Annotated in this window: 17 protein-coding genes; 5 read left to right on the top strand and 12 right to left on the bottom strand. The window is 73.0% G+C overall.

The window, feature by feature from the left end; all coding sequences use genetic code 11:
- Window positions 1-31: 31 nt before the first annotated feature.
- The 12 genes from cmk to ACH01S_RS04075 all read right to left on the bottom strand — a co-directional run bounded on the left by cmk (window position 32) and on the right by ACH01S_RS04075 (window position 11,745).
- Complete coding sequence (gene cmk, locus ACH01S_RS04130) at window positions 32-694, bottom strand: (d)CMP kinase (protein WP_067885500.1); 663 nt, start codon at window positions 692-694, stop codon at window positions 32-34.
- Window positions 695-779: 85 nt separating this feature from the next.
- Complete coding sequence (locus tag ACH01S_RS04125; protein WP_067885593.1) at window positions 780-1,871, bottom strand: prephenate dehydrogenase; 1,092 nt, start codon at window positions 1,869-1,871, stop codon at window positions 780-782.
- Window positions 1,872-1,896: 25 nt separating this feature from the next.
- A complete protein-coding gene (gene aroH, locus ACH01S_RS04120) occupies window positions 1,897-2,259 on the bottom strand; it encodes a chorismate mutase (RefSeq protein WP_067885498.1) in 363 nt (120 codons plus the stop codon).
- A gap of 47 nt (window positions 2,260-2,306) precedes the next feature.
- The gene (locus ACH01S_RS04115) at window positions 2,307-3,038 is read right to left on the bottom strand and encodes a pseudouridine synthase (RefSeq protein ID WP_067885496.1); all 732 of its coding nucleotides are present in this window, start codon (window positions 3,036-3,038) and stop codon (window positions 2,307-2,309) included.
- Window positions 3,035-3,649, bottom strand: a complete 615-nt coding sequence (scpB, locus tag ACH01S_RS04110) for an SMC-Scp complex subunit ScpB (protein ID WP_083980309.1) — start codon at window positions 3,647-3,649, stop codon at window positions 3,035-3,037. Before scpB ends, ACH01S_RS04115 begins: the two co-directional genes overlap by 4 nt.
- Window positions 3,642-4,538, bottom strand: coding sequence for a segregation and condensation protein A (locus ACH01S_RS04105; protein WP_067885589.1), 897 nt, complete (start codon window positions 4,536-4,538; stop codon window positions 3,642-3,644). Before ACH01S_RS04105 ends, scpB begins: the two co-directional genes overlap by 8 nt.
- Window positions 4,539-4,650: 112 nt before the next feature.
- Window positions 4,651-5,295 (bottom strand): hypothetical protein, encoded by a 645-nt coding sequence (locus ACH01S_RS04100; RefSeq protein WP_148344444.1) that lies wholly within the window; start codon window positions 5,293-5,295, stop codon window positions 4,651-4,653.
- A 7-nt stretch (window positions 5,296-5,302) separates the two neighbouring features.
- Entirely contained in the window at window positions 5,303-6,169 is an 867-nt protein-coding gene (locus tag ACH01S_RS04095; RefSeq protein WP_246236803.1) for a ParA family protein, read from the bottom strand.
- A gap of 200 nt (window positions 6,170-6,369) precedes the next feature.
- The gene (locus ACH01S_RS04090) at window positions 6,370-7,284 is read right to left on the bottom strand and encodes a site-specific tyrosine recombinase XerD (protein ID WP_246236771.1); all 915 of its coding nucleotides are present in this window, start codon (window positions 7,282-7,284) and stop codon (window positions 6,370-6,372) included.
- 255 nt (window positions 7,285-7,539) lie between these two features.
- Window positions 7,540-8,169: an NUDIX domain-containing protein gene (locus ACH01S_RS04085; protein WP_067885489.1), complete on the bottom strand. Its 630-nt coding sequence runs from the start codon at window positions 8,167-8,169 to the stop codon at window positions 7,540-7,542.
- Window positions 8,166-9,857, bottom strand: a complete 1,692-nt coding sequence (gene pyrG / locus ACH01S_RS04080) for a CTP synthase (protein ID WP_067885486.1) — start codon at window positions 9,855-9,857, stop codon at window positions 8,166-8,168. The genes ACH01S_RS04085 and pyrG overlap by 4 nt, the downstream gene beginning before the upstream one ends.
- A 151-nt stretch (window positions 9,858-10,008) precedes the next feature.
- Window positions 10,009-11,745 (bottom strand): coiled-coil domain-containing protein, encoded by a 1,737-nt coding sequence (locus tag ACH01S_RS04075; protein WP_067885484.1) that lies wholly within the window; start codon window positions 11,743-11,745, stop codon window positions 10,009-10,011.
- 371 nt (window positions 11,746-12,116) lie between these two features.
- On the opposite strand from ACH01S_RS04075, the gene pip reads away from it, so the two are divergent.
- From pip to thpD, 5 genes are all read left to right on the top strand, one after another.
- Entirely contained in the window at window positions 12,117-13,085 is a 969-nt protein-coding gene (pip, locus tag ACH01S_RS04070; RefSeq protein WP_067885482.1) for a prolyl aminopeptidase, read from the top strand.
- A gap of 661 nt (window positions 13,086-13,746) precedes the next feature.
- Window positions 13,747-14,307, top strand: a complete 561-nt coding sequence (gene ectA, locus ACH01S_RS04065; RefSeq protein WP_083980305.1) for a diaminobutyrate acetyltransferase — start codon at window positions 13,747-13,749, stop codon at window positions 14,305-14,307.
- A gap of 49 nt (window positions 14,308-14,356) precedes the next feature.
- Window positions 14,357-15,619, top strand: a complete 1,263-nt coding sequence (ectB, locus tag ACH01S_RS04060) for a diaminobutyrate--2-oxoglutarate transaminase (protein ID WP_067885477.1) — start codon at window positions 14,357-14,359, stop codon at window positions 15,617-15,619.
- A 99-nt stretch (window positions 15,620-15,718) separates the two neighbouring features.
- Complete coding sequence (locus tag ACH01S_RS04055; RefSeq protein ID WP_067885475.1) at window positions 15,719-16,114, top strand: ectoine synthase; 396 nt, start codon at window positions 15,719-15,721, stop codon at window positions 16,112-16,114.
- Complete coding sequence (thpD, locus tag ACH01S_RS04050) at window positions 16,111-17,076, top strand: ectoine hydroxylase (RefSeq protein WP_067885473.1); 966 nt, start codon at window positions 16,111-16,113, stop codon at window positions 17,074-17,076. The genes ACH01S_RS04055 and thpD overlap by 4 nt, the downstream gene beginning before the upstream one ends.
- Window positions 17,077-17,088 lie beyond the last annotated feature (12 nt).

Raw genomic sequence — 17,088 nt, 5'->3', positions numbered from 1 at the left:
GTTTCCTCGCGGGGACCGTCAGGCCGCCCGCTCACTCATGCTCTTTGGCGAGGCGGACGACCGCCTCGATGACCTCGGCGAGGCTCAGCTCCGTCGAGTCGATCTCGTGCGCGCCGCCCGCCCGCGTCAGCGGGGACGCCGCCCGGGTCGAGTCGAGCCGGTCGCGGCGGGCCTGCTCGGCCCGCGTCACGGTCACCGACGCGCCCGGGTCGGCCGCGAGGTCCTTCGCGCGGCGCATCGCCCGCGCCTCCTCGCTCGCCGTGAGGAACACCTTGACCGGGGCGTCCGGCGCGACGACCGTGCCGATGTCGCGGCCCTCCACCACGATCCCGCCCGCGCCGATGATCTCGCGCTGCAGCTCGACCATCCGGGCCCGCACGGCCGGGACGGAGCTGACCGCGCTGACCGCGTTCGTCACCTCGCGGGTGCGGATGGGGGCGGACACGTCCTCCCCGTCCACGGTGATCGCCGGGGCGTCGGGGTCGGTGCCGGACACGATCACCGGCTCCGCGGCCCGCGCCGCGACGGCCGCCGCGTCCTCGACCGGGACGCCGTGGCCGAGCATCCACCAGGTCATGGCACGGTACATCGCGCCCGTGTCCAGGTAGCGGAGCCCGAGCGCCCGGGCGACGCCCTTGGCGGCGCTGGACTTGCCCGAGCCGGAGGGTCCGTCCATGGCGATGACGAGCACGATCGGTCCCTCTCTCGTTGGGCGGGCGTCAGCCCAGGCTACCGGTCCCCCGGCACCCCGCGGACCGCCCGAGCGGACGCGGACCGTCCTAGCCGGGGACGGACCAGCCGCGGGCGCGCAGCTCCGCCGCCAGCCGCTCGGCGGCCTCCGGCACCACCGCGAGCTCCAGCACGCCGAGCGGGCGGCCCGGCGAGTGCTCGATCGTCACGTCCTCGATGTTGACGCCCGCGATCCCCGCCGCCTGGAAGATCATCGCGAGCTCGCCGGGACGGTCCGGGATGACGACCTGGACGGTCGCGTACGCGGGCTGGTCGCCGCCGTGCTTGCCGGGGATCCTGGACCGGCCGGCGTTCCCGCGCAGCAGCAGGTCGGCGACGTGCTGGGCGGCCTCGTCGCTGCCGTCGCGCAGCAGCGACGCGGCGACCGCGAGGTCGGTGGCGACGGCCTCCAGCACCTCCGCGACGGGCGCGGAGTTCGCCGACAGGATCCCGATCCACAGCCGGGGGTCGCTCGCCGCGATGCGGGTGACGTCCCGGACGCCCTGCCCGGACAGGCCGAGCGCCACGTCGTCCGCGCCGGTCAGCCGGGCCGCGACGGCGGCGGACACGACGTGCGGTGCGTGCGAGACGAGCGCGACGGCCCGGTCGTGCTCGGCCGCGTCCACCTCGACGGGCATCGCGCCGCACGCCCGCGCGAGGCCCCGGACGGCCGCGACCGCCTCCGGCGCCGCGTCCGGGGTCGCGCACAGCGCCCACGGGCGGCCGAGGAACAGGTCGGCGCGGGCCGCGCTCGGCCCCGACCGCTCGCTGCCCGCGAGCGGGTGCCCCGCCACGAACGCGGTCAGGTCGCAGCCGAGGTCGGCGGCCTGCTGGAGCGGCAGCGCCTTCACGCTGGCCACGTCGGTGTAGGCGGCGGCGAGGCCGCGCTTCTGCGCGTCCAGCAGCGTCACCGCGACGGCCGCGGGCGGCACCGCGAGGACCGCGAGGTCGGCGGGTTCGGCGTCCGCGCCGTCCGGCAGCGCGTCCCCGGCGCCGAGCTCGACCGCGAGCCGCAGCGCCGCCGCGTCCCGGTCGGTCAGCATGACCCGCGCCCCGCGCTCGCGCATGGCAAGGGCGATCGACGTGCCGATCAGGCCCGTCCCGACCACGATGATGCGCCGCGGCGCCGCGTCCTCGCTCACGCCGGTCACCCTACTTGCACGGCCGTCACTGGGCGATGTCGAGCCGGAGCGCGGTCGCGCCCCGCAGGTAGACGTGCTGGACGTCCGACCGCGGACGTTCGGTCTCGATGTGCGCCATCAGCCGGATCACCCGCGGCAGCGCGCCCGGCACGCCGATCTCCGTCGCGCACAGCAGCGGCACCTCGTGGAAGCCGAGCTTGCGGGCGGCGAGCGCCGGGAACTCCGCGGTCAGGTCCGGCGTCACCGTGAAGATCACGCTGATGACGTCGTCGGTGTGCAGCTCGTTGCGGGCCATCACCGCGGCGACGAGCTCGGTCGTCGCCTCCAGGATCTGGTCCCGGTCGTCGGCCTCGACCTGCGTCGCCCCGCGGACCGCGCGTACCGCCACAGCCAGCTCCCTCCTGTGTCGTCTCCGGGCCGTTTCTCCAGGCCGTCCTACAGGCCGACGGCCTTGTACAGTTCGCCGATCTCGCGGACGGTCAGCGCCCGCATCCCGCCCGGGCTCAGGTTGCCGAGCTTGATCGGGCCGAACTCGGTCCGGGCGAGCTGCTGGACGGGGAACCCGACCTCCTTCAGCAGCCGCCGGACGATGTGCTTGCGCCCCTCGTGCAGCGTGATCTCCACCAGGACGCGCTTGCCGACCTGGTCGAACACGCGGAACTTGTCGGCCTTGGCGGGGCCGTCGTCCAGCGTCACGCCCGCCCGGAGCCGCTTGCCGAGATCGCGCGGGATCGGCCCGTGGATCTCCGCCAGGTACGTCTTCGCCACCCCGTAGGACGGGTGGGTCAGCCGGTGCGACAGCTCGCCGTCGTTGGTGAGGAGGATGAGCCCCTCGGTGTCGGTGTCGAGCCGCCCGACGTGGAACAGCCGCTCGGGCACCTCCACGTAGTCGGCGAGGGACTTGCGGCCCCGCTCGTCCGACATCGTGGACACCACGCCGCGCGGCTTGTTGATCGCGTAGTAGCGGGTCTCCGCGCGGGTCTCGACCCGCTTGCCGTCGACGTGGATGATCGCGCGCTCGGGGTCGACGCGCTCGCCGAAGCGGAACACCCGCTTGCCGTCGACGGTGACGCGGCCTTCGCCGATCAGTTCCTCGCAGTGCCGGCGGCTGCCGATCCCGGCGTCGGCCAGGACCTTCTGGAGCCGCACGCCTTCGTTGTCGCTCACGTGTCCTCAACTATCTCGTCTGGCAGGTCGTCTGGGAGGTAGGGGGCGAGCTCGGGGAGCTCGTCGAGGTCGCGCAGGCCGAGCCGCTCCAGGAAGTACCCGGTGGTGCGGTACAGGTGCGCCTGGGACTCCGGGTCCTGGCCGGCGGTCTCGATGAGGCCGCGCAGCGTCAGGGTGCGGATCACGCCGTCGCTGTTGACGCCGCGGATCGCCGACACGCGGGCCCGGCTCACCGGCTGCCGGTACGCGACGACGGCGAGCGTCTCCAGCGCGGCCTGGGTGAGCCGCGCCTGCTGCCCGTCGGTGACGAACCGCTCCACGACCGGGGCGCACACGTCCCGGGTGTAGAACCGCCAGCCGCCGGCGACCTCCCTGAGGTCGAACCCGCGGCCCTGCTCGGTGTATTCCGCGGCCAGCTCGCGCAGCGTCGCCGCGACCTCGCCGCGGGGACGCTCCAGCAGCTGCGCGAGCGTCATCTCGGTGACCGGCTCGTCCACCACCAGCAGGATCGCCTCGATCGAGGCGCGCAGGCCCGGAAGCTCCGGCGCCTCCGCGGTCTCCGGCGCCTCGGCGGCCTCGGGGGCGGGGCCGGGGGCGGGGTCGTCAGTCATCGTCTCCCTCGTCCTTCTCGGGCTTGCGGGCGGCCTCGTCCTTCTGCGGAGCGCCGTCGTAGTCGTCGCCGACCTCCACGTCGCCGTCGTCGGCGCCGGTCCAGGCGACGTGCAGCTCGGCGAGGGGCTGGTCCTGCTCGAACGTGACGTTCCGGTCGCGGTACAGCTCCAGCAGGGCCAGGAAGCGGGCGACGACCTCGTAGGTGCCCTGCGCGTCGGACGCGAGGACGCGGAACGTCGTCCTGCGCAGCCGCCGCAGCCGCTCCACCACGATCGACGCCTGCTCCTTGACGCTCGCCTTCGGCTGGTAGATGTGCTCGACCGAGACCGACGGCGGCTCCTTCGGGGTGAGCGCCTTCGCGGCGAGCCGGGCGAACTGGTCCGGGCCGAGGCCGAGCAGCACCTCCGGCAGGACGTTGGCGAACCGCGGCTCCATCGGCACGATCCGCGGGTACCGGCGGCTCGCGTCCGCGATCCGCGCGGCGATCACCCGCGCGACCTCCTTGTAGGCGCGGTACTGCAGCAGCCGCGCGAACAGCAGGTCGCGGGCCTCCAGCAGGGCGAGGTCGTCCTCGTCGTCGACCTCGCCGGACGGCAGCAGCCGCGCCGCCTTCAGGTCGAGCAGGGTCGCGGCGACGAGGAGGAAGTGGCTGGCCTGGTCGAGGTCCCAGTCCCGGCCGTGGGCGTGGATGTGCGCGATGAAGTCGTCGGTGACCTTGTGCAGCGACACCTCGGTGATGTCGAGCTTGTGCTTGGAGATCAGGCCGAGCAGCAGGTCGAACGGGCCCTCGAAGTTGTCCAGGTGGACGCGGAAGCCGTGCTCGTCCCCGGCTTCCCGCTCGGCTCCCCGCTCCGGGCCCGGCTCCGGGCCCGGCGACGTCTCGTCCACGTCGCTCACGGTAGCGGAGGACGGCTCCCGCGCTGTGCTCACCGGCCACATCGTCCCACGCGGCAAGGCGTGCTCGCACCACGGCCGGTCACCACCGGTGACGGGGCGCGGGTCAGCGGCCCGTCATGCGGTGGACGACGCCTTCAACGTACGCGCGGGTGAACCGCTCCGACGGCCCGTTGATCTCCACCCGGCCCCCGGTGATCGGCTGCAGCACCTGCGCGGGCTCGGACACGAGCGACCCGCCGACGAGCATCCCCATCTGCCCGGCGGGCGACTGGGCGCCGCCGGCCTGCGCCGCCTTGCCGGTGAGGGCGGCGAAGCGGGCCGTGTCGGCGGACGTCAGCGTCATCTCGACCCGCCAGGCCGGGCGGCCGGTCGCCGGGTCCGGCGGGACGGCCCGCACCACCTCCAGGCGGCGGACGGTCAGCGCGTCCGCGCCGAAGGCGTAGCAGGCGGACCCGTCCGGCGCGGGGAGCGCGCCGCCCTGGCAGGGCGGGCGGGTCGCCTGCGCGACGAGCCGGAACGTCAGCGGCTCGCGCAGGTCGACGGGACCGAACGAGGCCGGGGCGGCGGCGCCGTGGCCGTCGTCCCGCAGCAGCCAGGCCGCGACCCCGCCGATCGCGACGAGCACGACGACGACCGCGGCGATCAGCACGAACACGAGCGCCCCGGCGCCTCCCGCGCGCGGCGGCGGAGCGGCGGGCGGCGGCGGGAAGGGCGGCGGCCCGTACGGGGGTTCGGGGGGACCGCTCAACGGGGCCCTACCCCACCTGCGCCCACCTGAGGAGCACCTCCCGCGCGAGGCCGCGGTAGGCGTTCGCGCCCATCGAGTTGGGGTCGAAGAACGTGATCGGCTCCCCGGCGACCGTCGCGTCCGGGAACCGGACCGTGCGGTTGATGACGGTGTGGAAGACCTTGTCGCCGAACGCCTCGACGATGCGTCCGAGGACCTCGCGGGTGTGCAGCGTGCGCGAGTCGTACATGGTGCCGAGGACGCCGTCGATGACGAGGCCCGGGTTGATCCGGCCCTGCACCTTCTCGATGGTCTCCATCAGCAGCGCGACGCCGCGCATCGCGAAGTACTCGCACTCCAGCGGGATCAGCACGCCCTCGCTGGCGGCGAGCGCGTTCACCGTGAGCAGGCCGAGCGACGGCTGGCAGTCGATCAGGATGTAGTCGTAGTGCGGGACGGCGGACTTCAGCGCGCCCTGCAGGATGTACTCGCGCCCGACCTCGTGGACGAGCTGGACCTCCGCGCCGGACAGGTCGATGTTGCTCGGCAGCAGGTCCATCCCGTCGACGCCGGTCTCGATGACGACGTCCTCCCACTCGGTGTCGCGTTCGAGCAGCAGGTTGTGGATCGTCACGTCGAGCTGGCGCGGGTCGCCCTTGCCGAGGCCGACCGACAGGGCGCCCTGCGGGTCGAAGTCGACGAGCAGGACGCGGCGTCCGTACTCGGCGAGCGCGGCGCCCAGGTTGATCGTCGTGGTGGTCTTGCCGACGCCGCCCTTCTGGTTGCAGACGGCCACGATCCGTGCGGGCCCGTGCTCGGCCAGCGGCTCCGGGTCCGGAAACTCCGGCACGGGACGCTGAGTTGGCCCGAGGGCGCGGCTCGGATCGGTCTCTATGGTGGCGGAGGAAAGGACCCCTCCTCCACCGTTAGTGCTGGTCACCAGATCCCTCCCCGGCGGCCCGGAAATGCCATCCAGAACGGGGACTCTAGGGCCGTCCCCTCCATGGCTCAAGCCGACGCGCGCCGATCGTAGCGATTTGTCAGCCCCCGTGCGCGGGCCCTGTCAGGTTCGGTCAACCCCGCGCCGCGGGCCCGTCAGCTCCGCGCGCGGGGATGGGACGTCGCGTACACCTCGCGCAGCAACTGGACGGTGACCAGCGTGTACACCTGCGTCGTGGTCACCGACGCGTGCCCGAGCAGCTCCTGCACGACCCGGACGTCGGCGCCGCCGTCCAGCAGGTGCGTCGCGAACGAGTGCCGCAGCGTGTGCGGGGACACCTCGGAGAGCTGCGCGCGGTCGGCGGCGGCGCGCAGCACCATCCACGCGCCCTGCCGCGACAGCCGCCCGCCGCGCGCGTTCAGGAACAGGGCGGGGCCGCCGCGCCCGGCGGCGGCGAGCTCGGGACGGGCCCGCACCAGGTAGGCGTCCACGGCCGCGCGGGCGTAGTCGCCGATCGGCACGACCCTGGCCTTGCCGCCCTTCCCGGCGACGCGGGCGAACCCGTCGCGCAGGTCGAGGTCGTCGACGTCCAGGCCGACGGCCTCGGAGATCCGCGCGCCTGACCCGTACAGCAGTTCCAGCAGGGCGCGGTCGCGCAGGCCGCGGGCGGTGTCGGGGCCGCCGCCGGACGGCGCGGCGGCGGCGAGGAGGCGCTCGACCTCGTCCAGGGAGATCGCCTTCGGCAGGCGGCGCGGCGGCGTCGGCGGCTTCACGTCGTGCGCGGGGTCGCCGGACGCGTGGCCCTCGCGGAGCGCGAACCGGTGCAGCCCGCGGACGGCGACCAGCGCCCGCGCCGCCGACCCGGCCGACAGCGGCGGATGGTCGTCGTCGCCCTCCCGCAGGCCGACGAGGAACGCGCGGACGTCGTCCTCGGTGATGTCGGCGACCGAGGCGCGGCCCCGGCCGTCCTGGACCTCGACGTAGCGGCGCAGGTCGCGGTGGTAGGAGCTGAGCGTGTTCGCGGCGAGGCCCCGTTCGACGGCGAGGTGCCCCAGGTAGGCGCGGACCACGGAGGCGAGCGCGGAACCGGTGGCGGCGCCCGGCGGCGCGGCGGTCCGGGGGGTCGGGGGCGGGGACAGTGCGGCACCTCTTCCGGCGGCGGTCGGGCCTCCGGCCGGGCGGCCCCGGCCGGTGCGGACCCGCCCATCATGCCCCCTCCCGCCGGGGAGGGGGACATCATCCGCGCCGCCCCGGCGCGTCGCCCCGCCGAGTCCGCGGCGCGCCCGCGCGCCCGGCCGTCGGGGCGGTCGATCCTCGGGGGCGGGTCAGTCCTCCGGGGCGTCGACCGGGCGCAGGTCGGCGAAGCCGGAGTCGCGGGCCGCCCGCGCGGCGAGGACGCCCACGCAGGCGATCATGTTGTGCACCTCGCCCGCGAGGACCTTGCGGACCGCGTCGTCCAGCGGCACCCACACGACCGGCATGTCGGCCTCCTCGTGGACGCGCTCGAAGTCGATCTCGTCGGCGGGCACCTCGGTGAGGCCGCGGGCGAGGAAGACCCGGACGCGCTCGTCCGCCATCCCCGGCGAGGGGAACACGTCGACCAGGGTGTCCCAGCGCTCGGCGCGGTACCCGGCCTCCTCCAGCAGCTCCCGCTCAGCGAGCTTGTGCAGCGGCTCGCCGGTGACGTCGCGCAGCCCGGCGGGCGGCTCCCACAGCAGCCGCGACACCGGGTGCCGGTACTGCCGCAGCAGCAGGACGCGGTCGCGGTCGTCGAGGGCGAGGACGCCGACCGAGCCGATGTGCTCGACGACGTCGCGGGCGACGACCTCGGTGCCGTCGCCGCGCGGCATCTCGACCCGGTCGGTGCGGACGCCGAACACCCGCCCCCGGTACACGGTGTCCTGCTCCACGACCGGCCACCGCTCCGGGCGGTCGCGGACGTCGTCCGGCGTCACGCGGTCACGTTCCCGGCGTCGGCGCCGCCCGCGCGGGCGGCGGCGTAGTCGAGGGCGGCGGAGACGAGCCCGGTGAACAGCGGGTGCGGGCGCGTCGGCCGCGACCGGAACTCCGGGTGCGCCTGCGTCCCGACGAAGAACGGGTGCTGGTCGACGGGAAGTTCGACGTACTCGACCAGCCGCCCGTCCGGGGACAGGCCCGAGAACCGCAGGCCCGCCTTCTCAAGCCGGTCGCGGTAGGCGTTGTTGACCTCGTACCGGTGCCGGTGCCGCTCGGACACCTTCGCCTCCCCGTACAGCCCCCGGACGACCGACCCGTCGGCCAGGTCGGCGGGGTAGAGGCCGAGGCGCATCGTGCCGCCCATGTCCCGCTCCCCGGCGACGACGTCGACCTGGTCGGCCATCGTCGCGATCACGGGGTCGGCGGCGGTGGCGTCGAACTCGGCGCTGTCGGCGTCGTCGAGCCCGCCGAGCGTCCGCGCCGCCTCGATGACCATGCACTGGAGGCCGAGGCAGATGCCGAGCAGCGGCAGCCGGTTCTGCCGGGCGTGCCGGACCGCGCCGATCTTCCCCTCGATGCCGCGGACGCCGAACCCGCCGGGGATCAGCACGCCGTCGACGCCGTCCAGCTCCCGCTTCGCGCCCTCCGGCGACTCGCAGTCGTCGGACTTCACCCAGCGGATGTGGACCTTGGCGTCGTTGCCGAACCCGCCGTGCCGCAGCGCCTCGGTCACCGACAGGTAGGCGTCGGGCAGGTCGATGTACTTGCCGACCAGCGCGATCGTGACCTCGCGCGCCGGCTTGTGGACGCGGCGGAGCAGCTCGTCCCAGGCGCCCCAGTCGACGTCGCGGAACGGCAGGCCGAGGCGGCGGACGACGTAGGCGTCCAGGCCCTCGGAGTGCAGCACCTTCGGGATGTCGTAGATGCTCGCGGCGTCGACCGCCGAGACGACGGCCTCGCGGTCCACGTCGCACATCAGGCTGATCTTGTGCTTGAGCCCGTCGGTGATCGGCCGGTCCGACCGGCACACGATCGCGTCGGGCTGGATGCCGATGGAACGCAGCGCCGCCACCGAGTGCTGCGTCGGCTTGGTCTTCAGCTCCCCGGACGGGCCGATGTAGGGCAGCAGCGACACGTGCAGGAAGAAGCAGTTGTCGCGGCCGATCTCGTGCCGGATCTGGCGGACCGACTCGAGGAACGGCAGCGACTCGATGTCGCCGACCGTCCCGCCGACCTCGGTGATGACGACGTCGACCTCGGTGTCGTCCGCCATGCCGCGGATCCGGTCCTTGATCTCGTTGGTGATGTGCGGGATGACCTGCACGGTGTCGCCGAGGTACTCGCCGCGCCGCTCCTTGGCGATCACGTTGGAGTACACCTGGCCGGTCGTGACGTTCGCCGACCCGTGCAGCTCGGTGTCGAGGAACCGCTCGTAGTGCCCGATGTCCAGGTCGGTCTCGGCGCCGTCGTCGGTGACGAACACCTCGCCGTGCTGGAACGGGTTCATCGTCCCGGGGTCGACGTTCAGGTAGGGGTCGAGCTTCTGCATGGTGACCCGGAGGCCGCGGAGGGTGAGAAGCCGTCCCAGGCTCGACGCCGTCAGCCCCTTGCCGAGGCTGGACGCGACGCCGCCGGTGACGAACAGATGCTTGGTAGGACGTGGTCTACCAGTGGCTGCCGAAGGCAAGAAGGCACTCCCGTGGTCGTTGCGAGGCGGACGAGTCTCACTGTCCACGGGCCACCAGGATAACAGCCGTGACCACCGGTCCGTTTACCGAGCGTCCCCCACCAGGCCCCCTACCGCGGACGACGCGCGTCGCCCCGCGGCGGAGGGCCCGTCAGGGGCCGAAGGACGACGGCAGCGCGTTGGTGCTCGCGGCGGGCATGATCGTGCGGAGCTGGCGCGTCAGCTCGTCGATCAGGGAGCGGGCCTGGTCCGCCGCGTTGCGGGCGGCGTCCCGTTCCTGGGACAGCTCGGCTATCTGCGCGCGCTGCTCGGTGACGGCCTGCGCCAGCTGGTCGACCCACTGGTCGCGTTCGGCGAGCTTCTCGGCGACGGCGTCGCGCTCGGCGGCCATCTGGCGCATCGCGGCGACGGTCTTGTCGCGCTCGCGGCCCGCCTGGTCGGCGCGGCCGCGGGCCAGGGTCAGCTCCGACTCGGCGCGCGCCTGCGCCTGGACGGCGGCCTCGCGGGCCCGCTCGGCGGCCTCCCGCGCCTTGGCGTTGCCGTCGCGCTCGCGCTCGGCCTTCTTCGCCGCCTCCAGCGCCTGCGACGCGGTGCCGAGCGACTGGTCGCGCTCGGCCTCGGCGGTCTCGGTCCGCTTCGCGGCCTCCTGGGCGCGGCGCTCGGCGTCCTGCGCGCGGCGGTCGGCGTCCTGGGCACGGCGCTCGTTCTCCTGCGCCCGGCGCTCGGCGACCTCGGCGCGGCGGCGGGACTCGTCGGCCTCCTTGCCCGCCGCGACCACGGCGTGCTGGAGGTTCTGCGCCGTCATCTCGGCGTCGGTGACCTTGGCGCGCAGCGCGGACAGCTCGGCGTGCGCGGCCTCCAGCCCCCGCGACAGCTCCGCGGCCTGCTCGGCGACCCGGTCGCGCTCGGCCTCGGCGGAGCGGCGGCCGGCCACGGCGTCCTCGACGGCGCGCAGGGCGTCGTCGCGGGCCTCGCTCATCGCGTCGCGCTGCTGGATCGCCTGCCGGACGGTCGCCTCCGCCTCGGCGACCCGCCGTTCCGCCGCCTCGACCTGGGCCTGGATCTGCTCGACCTGCGCGCGCGCCTGGTCGGCCTGGGCCCGCGCCTGGTCGGCCTGGACGCGGCCCTGCTGGGCCTGGTTCCACGCGGCGGCGGCGTCGCGCTGGGCGTTCTCCTTCTCGGTCTGGAGCGCGGCGATCTGGGCGACCGCCTCCTTCTGGACCTCGGCGGCGCGGCGGTCGGCGTCGGCGAACTGCCGCTCGGCCTCGACCGCGCGGCGCTCGGCCTGCTCGGCCTGGCCGCGAGCGCGCTGCACCTCGGCCCACGCGGCGGCGGCGTCGCGCTGCGCCGACTCCTTCTCCTGCTGGACGGCCGCGACCTGCGCGGCGGCCTCGTTCTGCGCCTCGCCGACGCGGCGCTCGGCCTCGACGACCCGGCGCTCGGCCTGCTCGGCCTGGCCGCGGGCGCGCTGCACCTCGCCCCAGGCGGCGGCGGCGTCGCGCTGCGCCGACTCCTTCTCCTGCTGGACGGCCGCGACCTGCGTCGCGATCTCGCTCTGCGCCTCGCTGACCTTGCGCTCGCCGGCGGCGAGGGCGTCGCCGATGAGGTCGGCCATCTGGCGGAGGCGCTCGACGATGTCCCACGGCTGGGCCTCGCTCTGCTCCAGCTCCGGCCGCGTGGACTGGGTCGACTGGCCCGACTGCCCGGGCTGGCCCGGCTGCCCGTGCGATCCCGGCTGGCCGTGCGATCCCGGCTTGGCGATCTGGATCGGCAGCTGCGCCGGGGGCACCGGGGACTCGGGGGCGCGGCCCGGGTCGCGGCCCATCGCGGGCCAGGGCGCCGCGCCGTCGGGGACGCCGCGGGCGCCCGATCCGTTCAGCTCGCTCACTGCTCTGCCCGCCTCACGGCCGGGCGGCACGCGGACGGCGCGGCTCCGCTCATCGTGGTCGCCCCGTCCCTCGCCCGACGGCTCGTCATCTCGCTCACGTGTCTCCTCGCCCGGCGGCGCCCGGCCGCCTCCGCGGGGGTCGGTGTGCTCATTCCGTTCGCTCCGCCACCGGCCCGGGGCCTCGTCGCTTCGCTCACGAAGGCACTCTAGTCCCGACCAGCGGAGCGTTTGCCCAGTTTGGGGTTTGCCTTCTCGGCGCCCGCGAGGTATCGCCGCACGCAGACCGCCAGTTCAGGGCCCGGACGGCCGCGGCGACGGTGCCGCGGGTCACATCCCGCGCGCGCCCCGGACGGGTGCGACAATCGCGCCCCATGGAGCTTCGCACCCTGTATCCGCCGATCGAGCCGTACGACTCCGGGCTGCTCGACGTCGGCGACGGCGACCGGATCTACTGGGAGGTCTGCGGGAACCCCGACGGGAAGCCCGCGGTGATGCTGCACGGCGGGCCGGGCGGCGGCTGCGCCCCGGCGCACCGGCGGCAGTTCGACCCCGAGGCGTACCGGATCGTGCTGTTCGACCAGCGCAACTGCGGACGGAGCCTGCCGCACGCGAAGGATCCGGAGGTGTCGCTTGAGGCGAACACCACCTGGAACCTGGTCGCCGACATCGAGCGGCTGCGCGAGCACCTCGGCGTCGAGCGGTGGCTGGTGTTCGGCGGGAGCTGGGGCAGCGCGCTGTCGCTGGCCTACGCGCAGACCCATCCGGAGCGGGTGACCGAGCTGGTGCTGCGCGGCATCTTCACGCTGCGCCCGTTCGAGCTGTACTGGTTCTACCAAGAGGGCGCGTCGCTACTGTTCCCTGACCTCTGGGAGAAGTACATCGAACCGATCCCCGAGGACGAGCGCGAGGACCTCATCTCCGCGTTCCACGAGCGGCTGGAGTCCCCCGACCGGGACGTGCGGGTCGCCGCGGCCAAGGCGTGGGCGACGTGGGAGGGGTCGACGATCACGCTGCGGCCCGACCGGGAGCTCGCGGCCGACTTCGCCGAGCCCGACTACGCGGTGGCGTTCGCCCGCATCGAGAACCACTACTTCATGAACCACGGGTTCTTCGAGGACGAGCAGCTCATCCGGGACGTCGACCGGATCCGGCACATCCCGGCGGTGATCGTCCAGGGCCGCTACGACGTGTGCACCCCGGTCGCGACGGCCTGGGACCTGCACCGCGCGTGGCCGGAGGCCGACTTCCACATCGTGGACGACGCGGGCCACGCCTACAGCGAGCCGGGCATCCTGCACCGGCTGATCGAGGCGACCGACCGGTTCGCCGGAAAGCCCTGACCCGTAACCCGTCCAGCGGTCGGGCCCTTGGACCGCCCGCCGCTCGGGCCCGCGCCCGCGCCGCGCCGGGGGCGGCGCGGGCGGGGTTGATCCGGACCAGCCCTAATGCGACCAACGGTTGCACCGGAACTGAGGCGGGGTGCGGCTTAGCGTCGCGCCCCGGCCGTCCGCGCGGACGGCCGAAACCCCGCGTTCCTTACCTGGCGGCAAGGCAGACCTTGCCGTGCCGTTACCGGTTCTACCGCTTGACCGACAGTGGGTCCGCCCCCTCAGGACCCACGTCGACGCCTTGGCCCACACGCGTCCCAGGACGACCGCGCCCGGACGACCTCGCGCGACGCGACGTGACGCCCGCCGCACCCGCGCAGTTGTCACGGAATCTGAGTGACTTACCTCACACAACCGATACACAAATTTCGTCGCCGCGCGCTGACACGACATTAAGGTTGCGTTCAGGAAACGTCCTGACGGCGCGCTCGGAGCATGCGGCAGTACCTCCTGCGTAGCACGGGGAAATGCGCGCGGCGGACCGCTTGGGAAATCGCAGAATTGCACCGAATTCGGCGAAGCATTTAACCCTACCCAGCGTGTACCGGGCTAAACATCCCGCCCATAACAATCCGCTGCGATCACGTCGCGAGATTCGCTAAGTTGCCTGGACATGGCAGCGCAACCCCTGGAAACACCGACCCGACGCCACGATTCGAACGAGACGAACGCGGACGTGCGACTCCAGGAGCCGAGCCTCGCCGACGGCCCGGAGCTATGGCGGCTCGCCCGGGACTCTTCGGTCCTGGACGTCAACTCGCCTTACAGCTACGCCCTTTGGTGCCGCGATTTCGCGGACACTTCCGTCGTGGCCCGCGACGGCGGCGTCCCCTGCGGATTCATCACCGGTTACGTCCGCCCGGCGCGACCCGACACGTTCTTCGTGTGGCAGGTCGCGGTCGACCGCGGCCACCGCGGCCGCGGCCTCGCCCGCCGCATGCTCGACCGCCTCGCCGACCGGCTCGTCCCCCGCGGGCACCGGTTCATGGAGGCGACGGTCACGCCGGACAACACCGCCTCCACCGCGATGTTCGAATCGTTCGCCCGAGACCGCGGGTGCGAGGTCGTCCGCGGCCCGCTGTTCGGCGCGGAGCACTTCCCCGATGGGGGACACGAGCCCGAGGTGCTCTTCAGGATCGGCCCGATCGCCACGCGAACCGACGGCGCGAACTGACAGGTCCACCCCCCACCAAGCTCCCACCCCTACTGCCAGGAGGCAGCACATGGACGTTTTCGACCGCATGGAATCGGAAGTCCGCGGCTACTGCCGCGGCTGGCCCACGGTGTTCGCGACGGCGCACGGCAGCCACATGACCGACGAGCACGGGAAAACGTATCTGGATTTCTTCGCCGGCGCGGGGACGCTGAACTACGGGCATAACAACCCGCAACTGAAACGCCGGCTGCTGGACTATCTCGCCGGTGACTCGGTCGTGCACAGCCTCGACATGTACACGACCGCGAAGCGCGAGTTCCTGGAACGATTCAACGAGTACGTGCTGCGGCCCCGCGGGCTCGACTACAAGGTCCAGTTCCCAGGACCCGCGGGCAACAACTCGGTCGAGGCGGCGCTGAAACTCGCGCGCAAGTACACCGGCCGCGAGACGGTCGTCAGCTTCACCAACGCCTTTCACGGGATGACGCTCGGCGCGCTCGCGGTGACCGGGAACTCGATGAAGCGCACCGGCGCGGGCGTCCCGCTCGGGCACGGCGTCGCGATGCCCTACGACAACTACCTCGACGGCCGCACGCCCGACTTCCTGCTCTTCGAGACGATGCTGGACGACAGCGGCAGCGGCCTGGACAAGCCCGCCGCCGTGATCGTCGAGACCGTCCAGGGCGAGGGCGGCATCAACGTCGCCACCGCGGAGTGGCTGCGCGGCCTGCAGGACCTGTGCCGCCGGCACGAGATCCTGCTCATCGTCGACGACGTGCAGATGGGCTGCGGCCGCACCGGGCCGTTCTTCAGCTTCGAAGAGGCCGGGATCGTCCCGGACATCGTCTGCCTGTCCAAGTCGCTCAGCGGCTACGGGCTGCCGTTCGCGGTCACGCTGATGAAGCGCGAGCTGGACGTGTGGGACCCGGGCGAGCACAACGGCACCTTCCGCGGCTTCAACCCCGCGTTCGTCACCGCCGTCGCCGCCCTGGAGGACTACTGGGCGGGCGACGGCATGGAGAAGCAGACGGTCGCCAAGGGCCAGCAGGTCGAGGCGGCGCTCGGCGAGATCGCGCTCGCGCACGCGGGCGCCGTCGACGCCGTCCGCGGCCGGGGCCTCGCGTGGGGCCTCGTGATGAACGACGCCGAGCTGGCGCCGAAGGTGTGCGCGGAGGCGTTCGGCCGCGGGCTGCTGATGGAGACGTCCGGTCCGGAGGGCGAGGTCGTCAAGCTGCTGCCGCCGCTGACCACGACCGAGTCGGAGCTGGCGCACGGCCTGGAGATCATCGCGGACTCGCTGGAGGCCGTCCGGCAGACCGTCGCGGTCTGACCGGGGCCGGCACCGGCCCGAGCGACCCCGACCACCGTCCGAGCCGCCTCCGGGCCCCGCGCGGGCCCGGCCTCGGGCATATCCGGAAAGAGGAGATTCATGATCGTTCGTTCCCTTGACGAGATCATCGGCACCGAGCGCGACGTGCAGGCGCCGACCTGGTGCAGCCGCCGGTTCGTGCTCGCCAAGGAGGGCGTCGGCTTCTCGCTGCACGAGACGATCCTGTACGCGGGGACCGAGACCAAGATGTGGTACGCGAACCACGTCGAGGCCGTCTACTGCATCGAGGGCAACGGAGAGCTCACCAACGACGAGACCGGCGAGAAACACAAGATCGAGCCGGGCGTCATGTACCTGCTGGACGGCCACGAGCACCACACCCTGCGCGCTCACACGGACGTCCGGACCGTCTGCGTGTTCAACCCGCCCTGCACGGGCCGGGAGGTCCATGACGAGAACGGCGTGTACCCCCTGCTGACCGAGGAGGACGCATGAGCATCATCGAGTCGCACCCGACGATCGACGACGCCTACCCCACCCGGAAGGCGGCCGAGGCGGCGCTGCTCTACCGGCAGGACCCGGTGGTGTACGGCGGTCCGGGGGACGGCCCGATCGACGCCGCGACCCTGGACTCCTTCGACGCCACGGGCTTCCTCACGGTCGACCAGCTGCTCGCCCCGGACGAGGTCGAGGACTACCGCGCCGAGCTGCGCAGGCTGTCGGCCGACCCGCGGGTGCTCGCGGACGAGCGGACGGTCACCGAGCGCGGCTCGGACGAGGTCCGGTCCATCTTCGAGATCCACAAGATCAGTGAGGTGTTCGCCGGACTCGTCCGCGATCCCCGGGTCGTCGGACGCGCCCGGCAGATCCTGGGTTCGGAGGTTTACGTCCACCAGAGCCGGGTCAACTACAAGCCAGGATTCACCGGCAAGGACTTCTACTGGCACTCCGATTTCGAGACCTGGCACGCGGAGGACGGCATGCCTCGGATGCGCGCGGTGAGCATATCCATCGCGCTCACCGAGAATTTCGTGCACAATGGCGGGCTAATGATCATGCCTGGCTCGCACAAGACCTTCGTCGCCTGCGTCGGAGAGACTCCGGAGGACCACTACAAGGAGTCCCTGCGCGGCCAGGAGATCGGCACGCCGGATCCGAACAGCCTGTCGATTCTGGCCGAGAAACACGGTATCGAGCTGTTCACAGGGGCGGCGGGCTCTGCCACCATGTTCGACTGCAACTGCATGCACGGCTCGAATGGGAACATCACCCCGTTCCCCCGCTCGAACGTGTTCATCGTGTTCAACAGCGTCGAGAACACCTGCGTCGAGCCGTTCTCGGCGCCCGCGCCGCGTCCGGAGTTCATCGGCGCCCGCGACTTCACCCCCGTCGGCGCCGGAGCCGCTACGGGTGACGAGAGGGGCCGGCCCTCCTCGAATGGCGTCGCGGGCGGCTGAATGAACACAACG

It is taken from the genome of Actinomadura chibensis NBRC 106107 (assembly GCF_001552135.1).
GTDB classification, from domain to species: Bacteria; Actinomycetota; Actinomycetes; order Streptosporangiales; family Streptosporangiaceae; genus Spirillospora; species Spirillospora chibensis.
The sequence above is the reverse complement of the archived record's forward strand: the minus strand, read 5'-3'. Positions and strand labels throughout refer to the sequence as shown.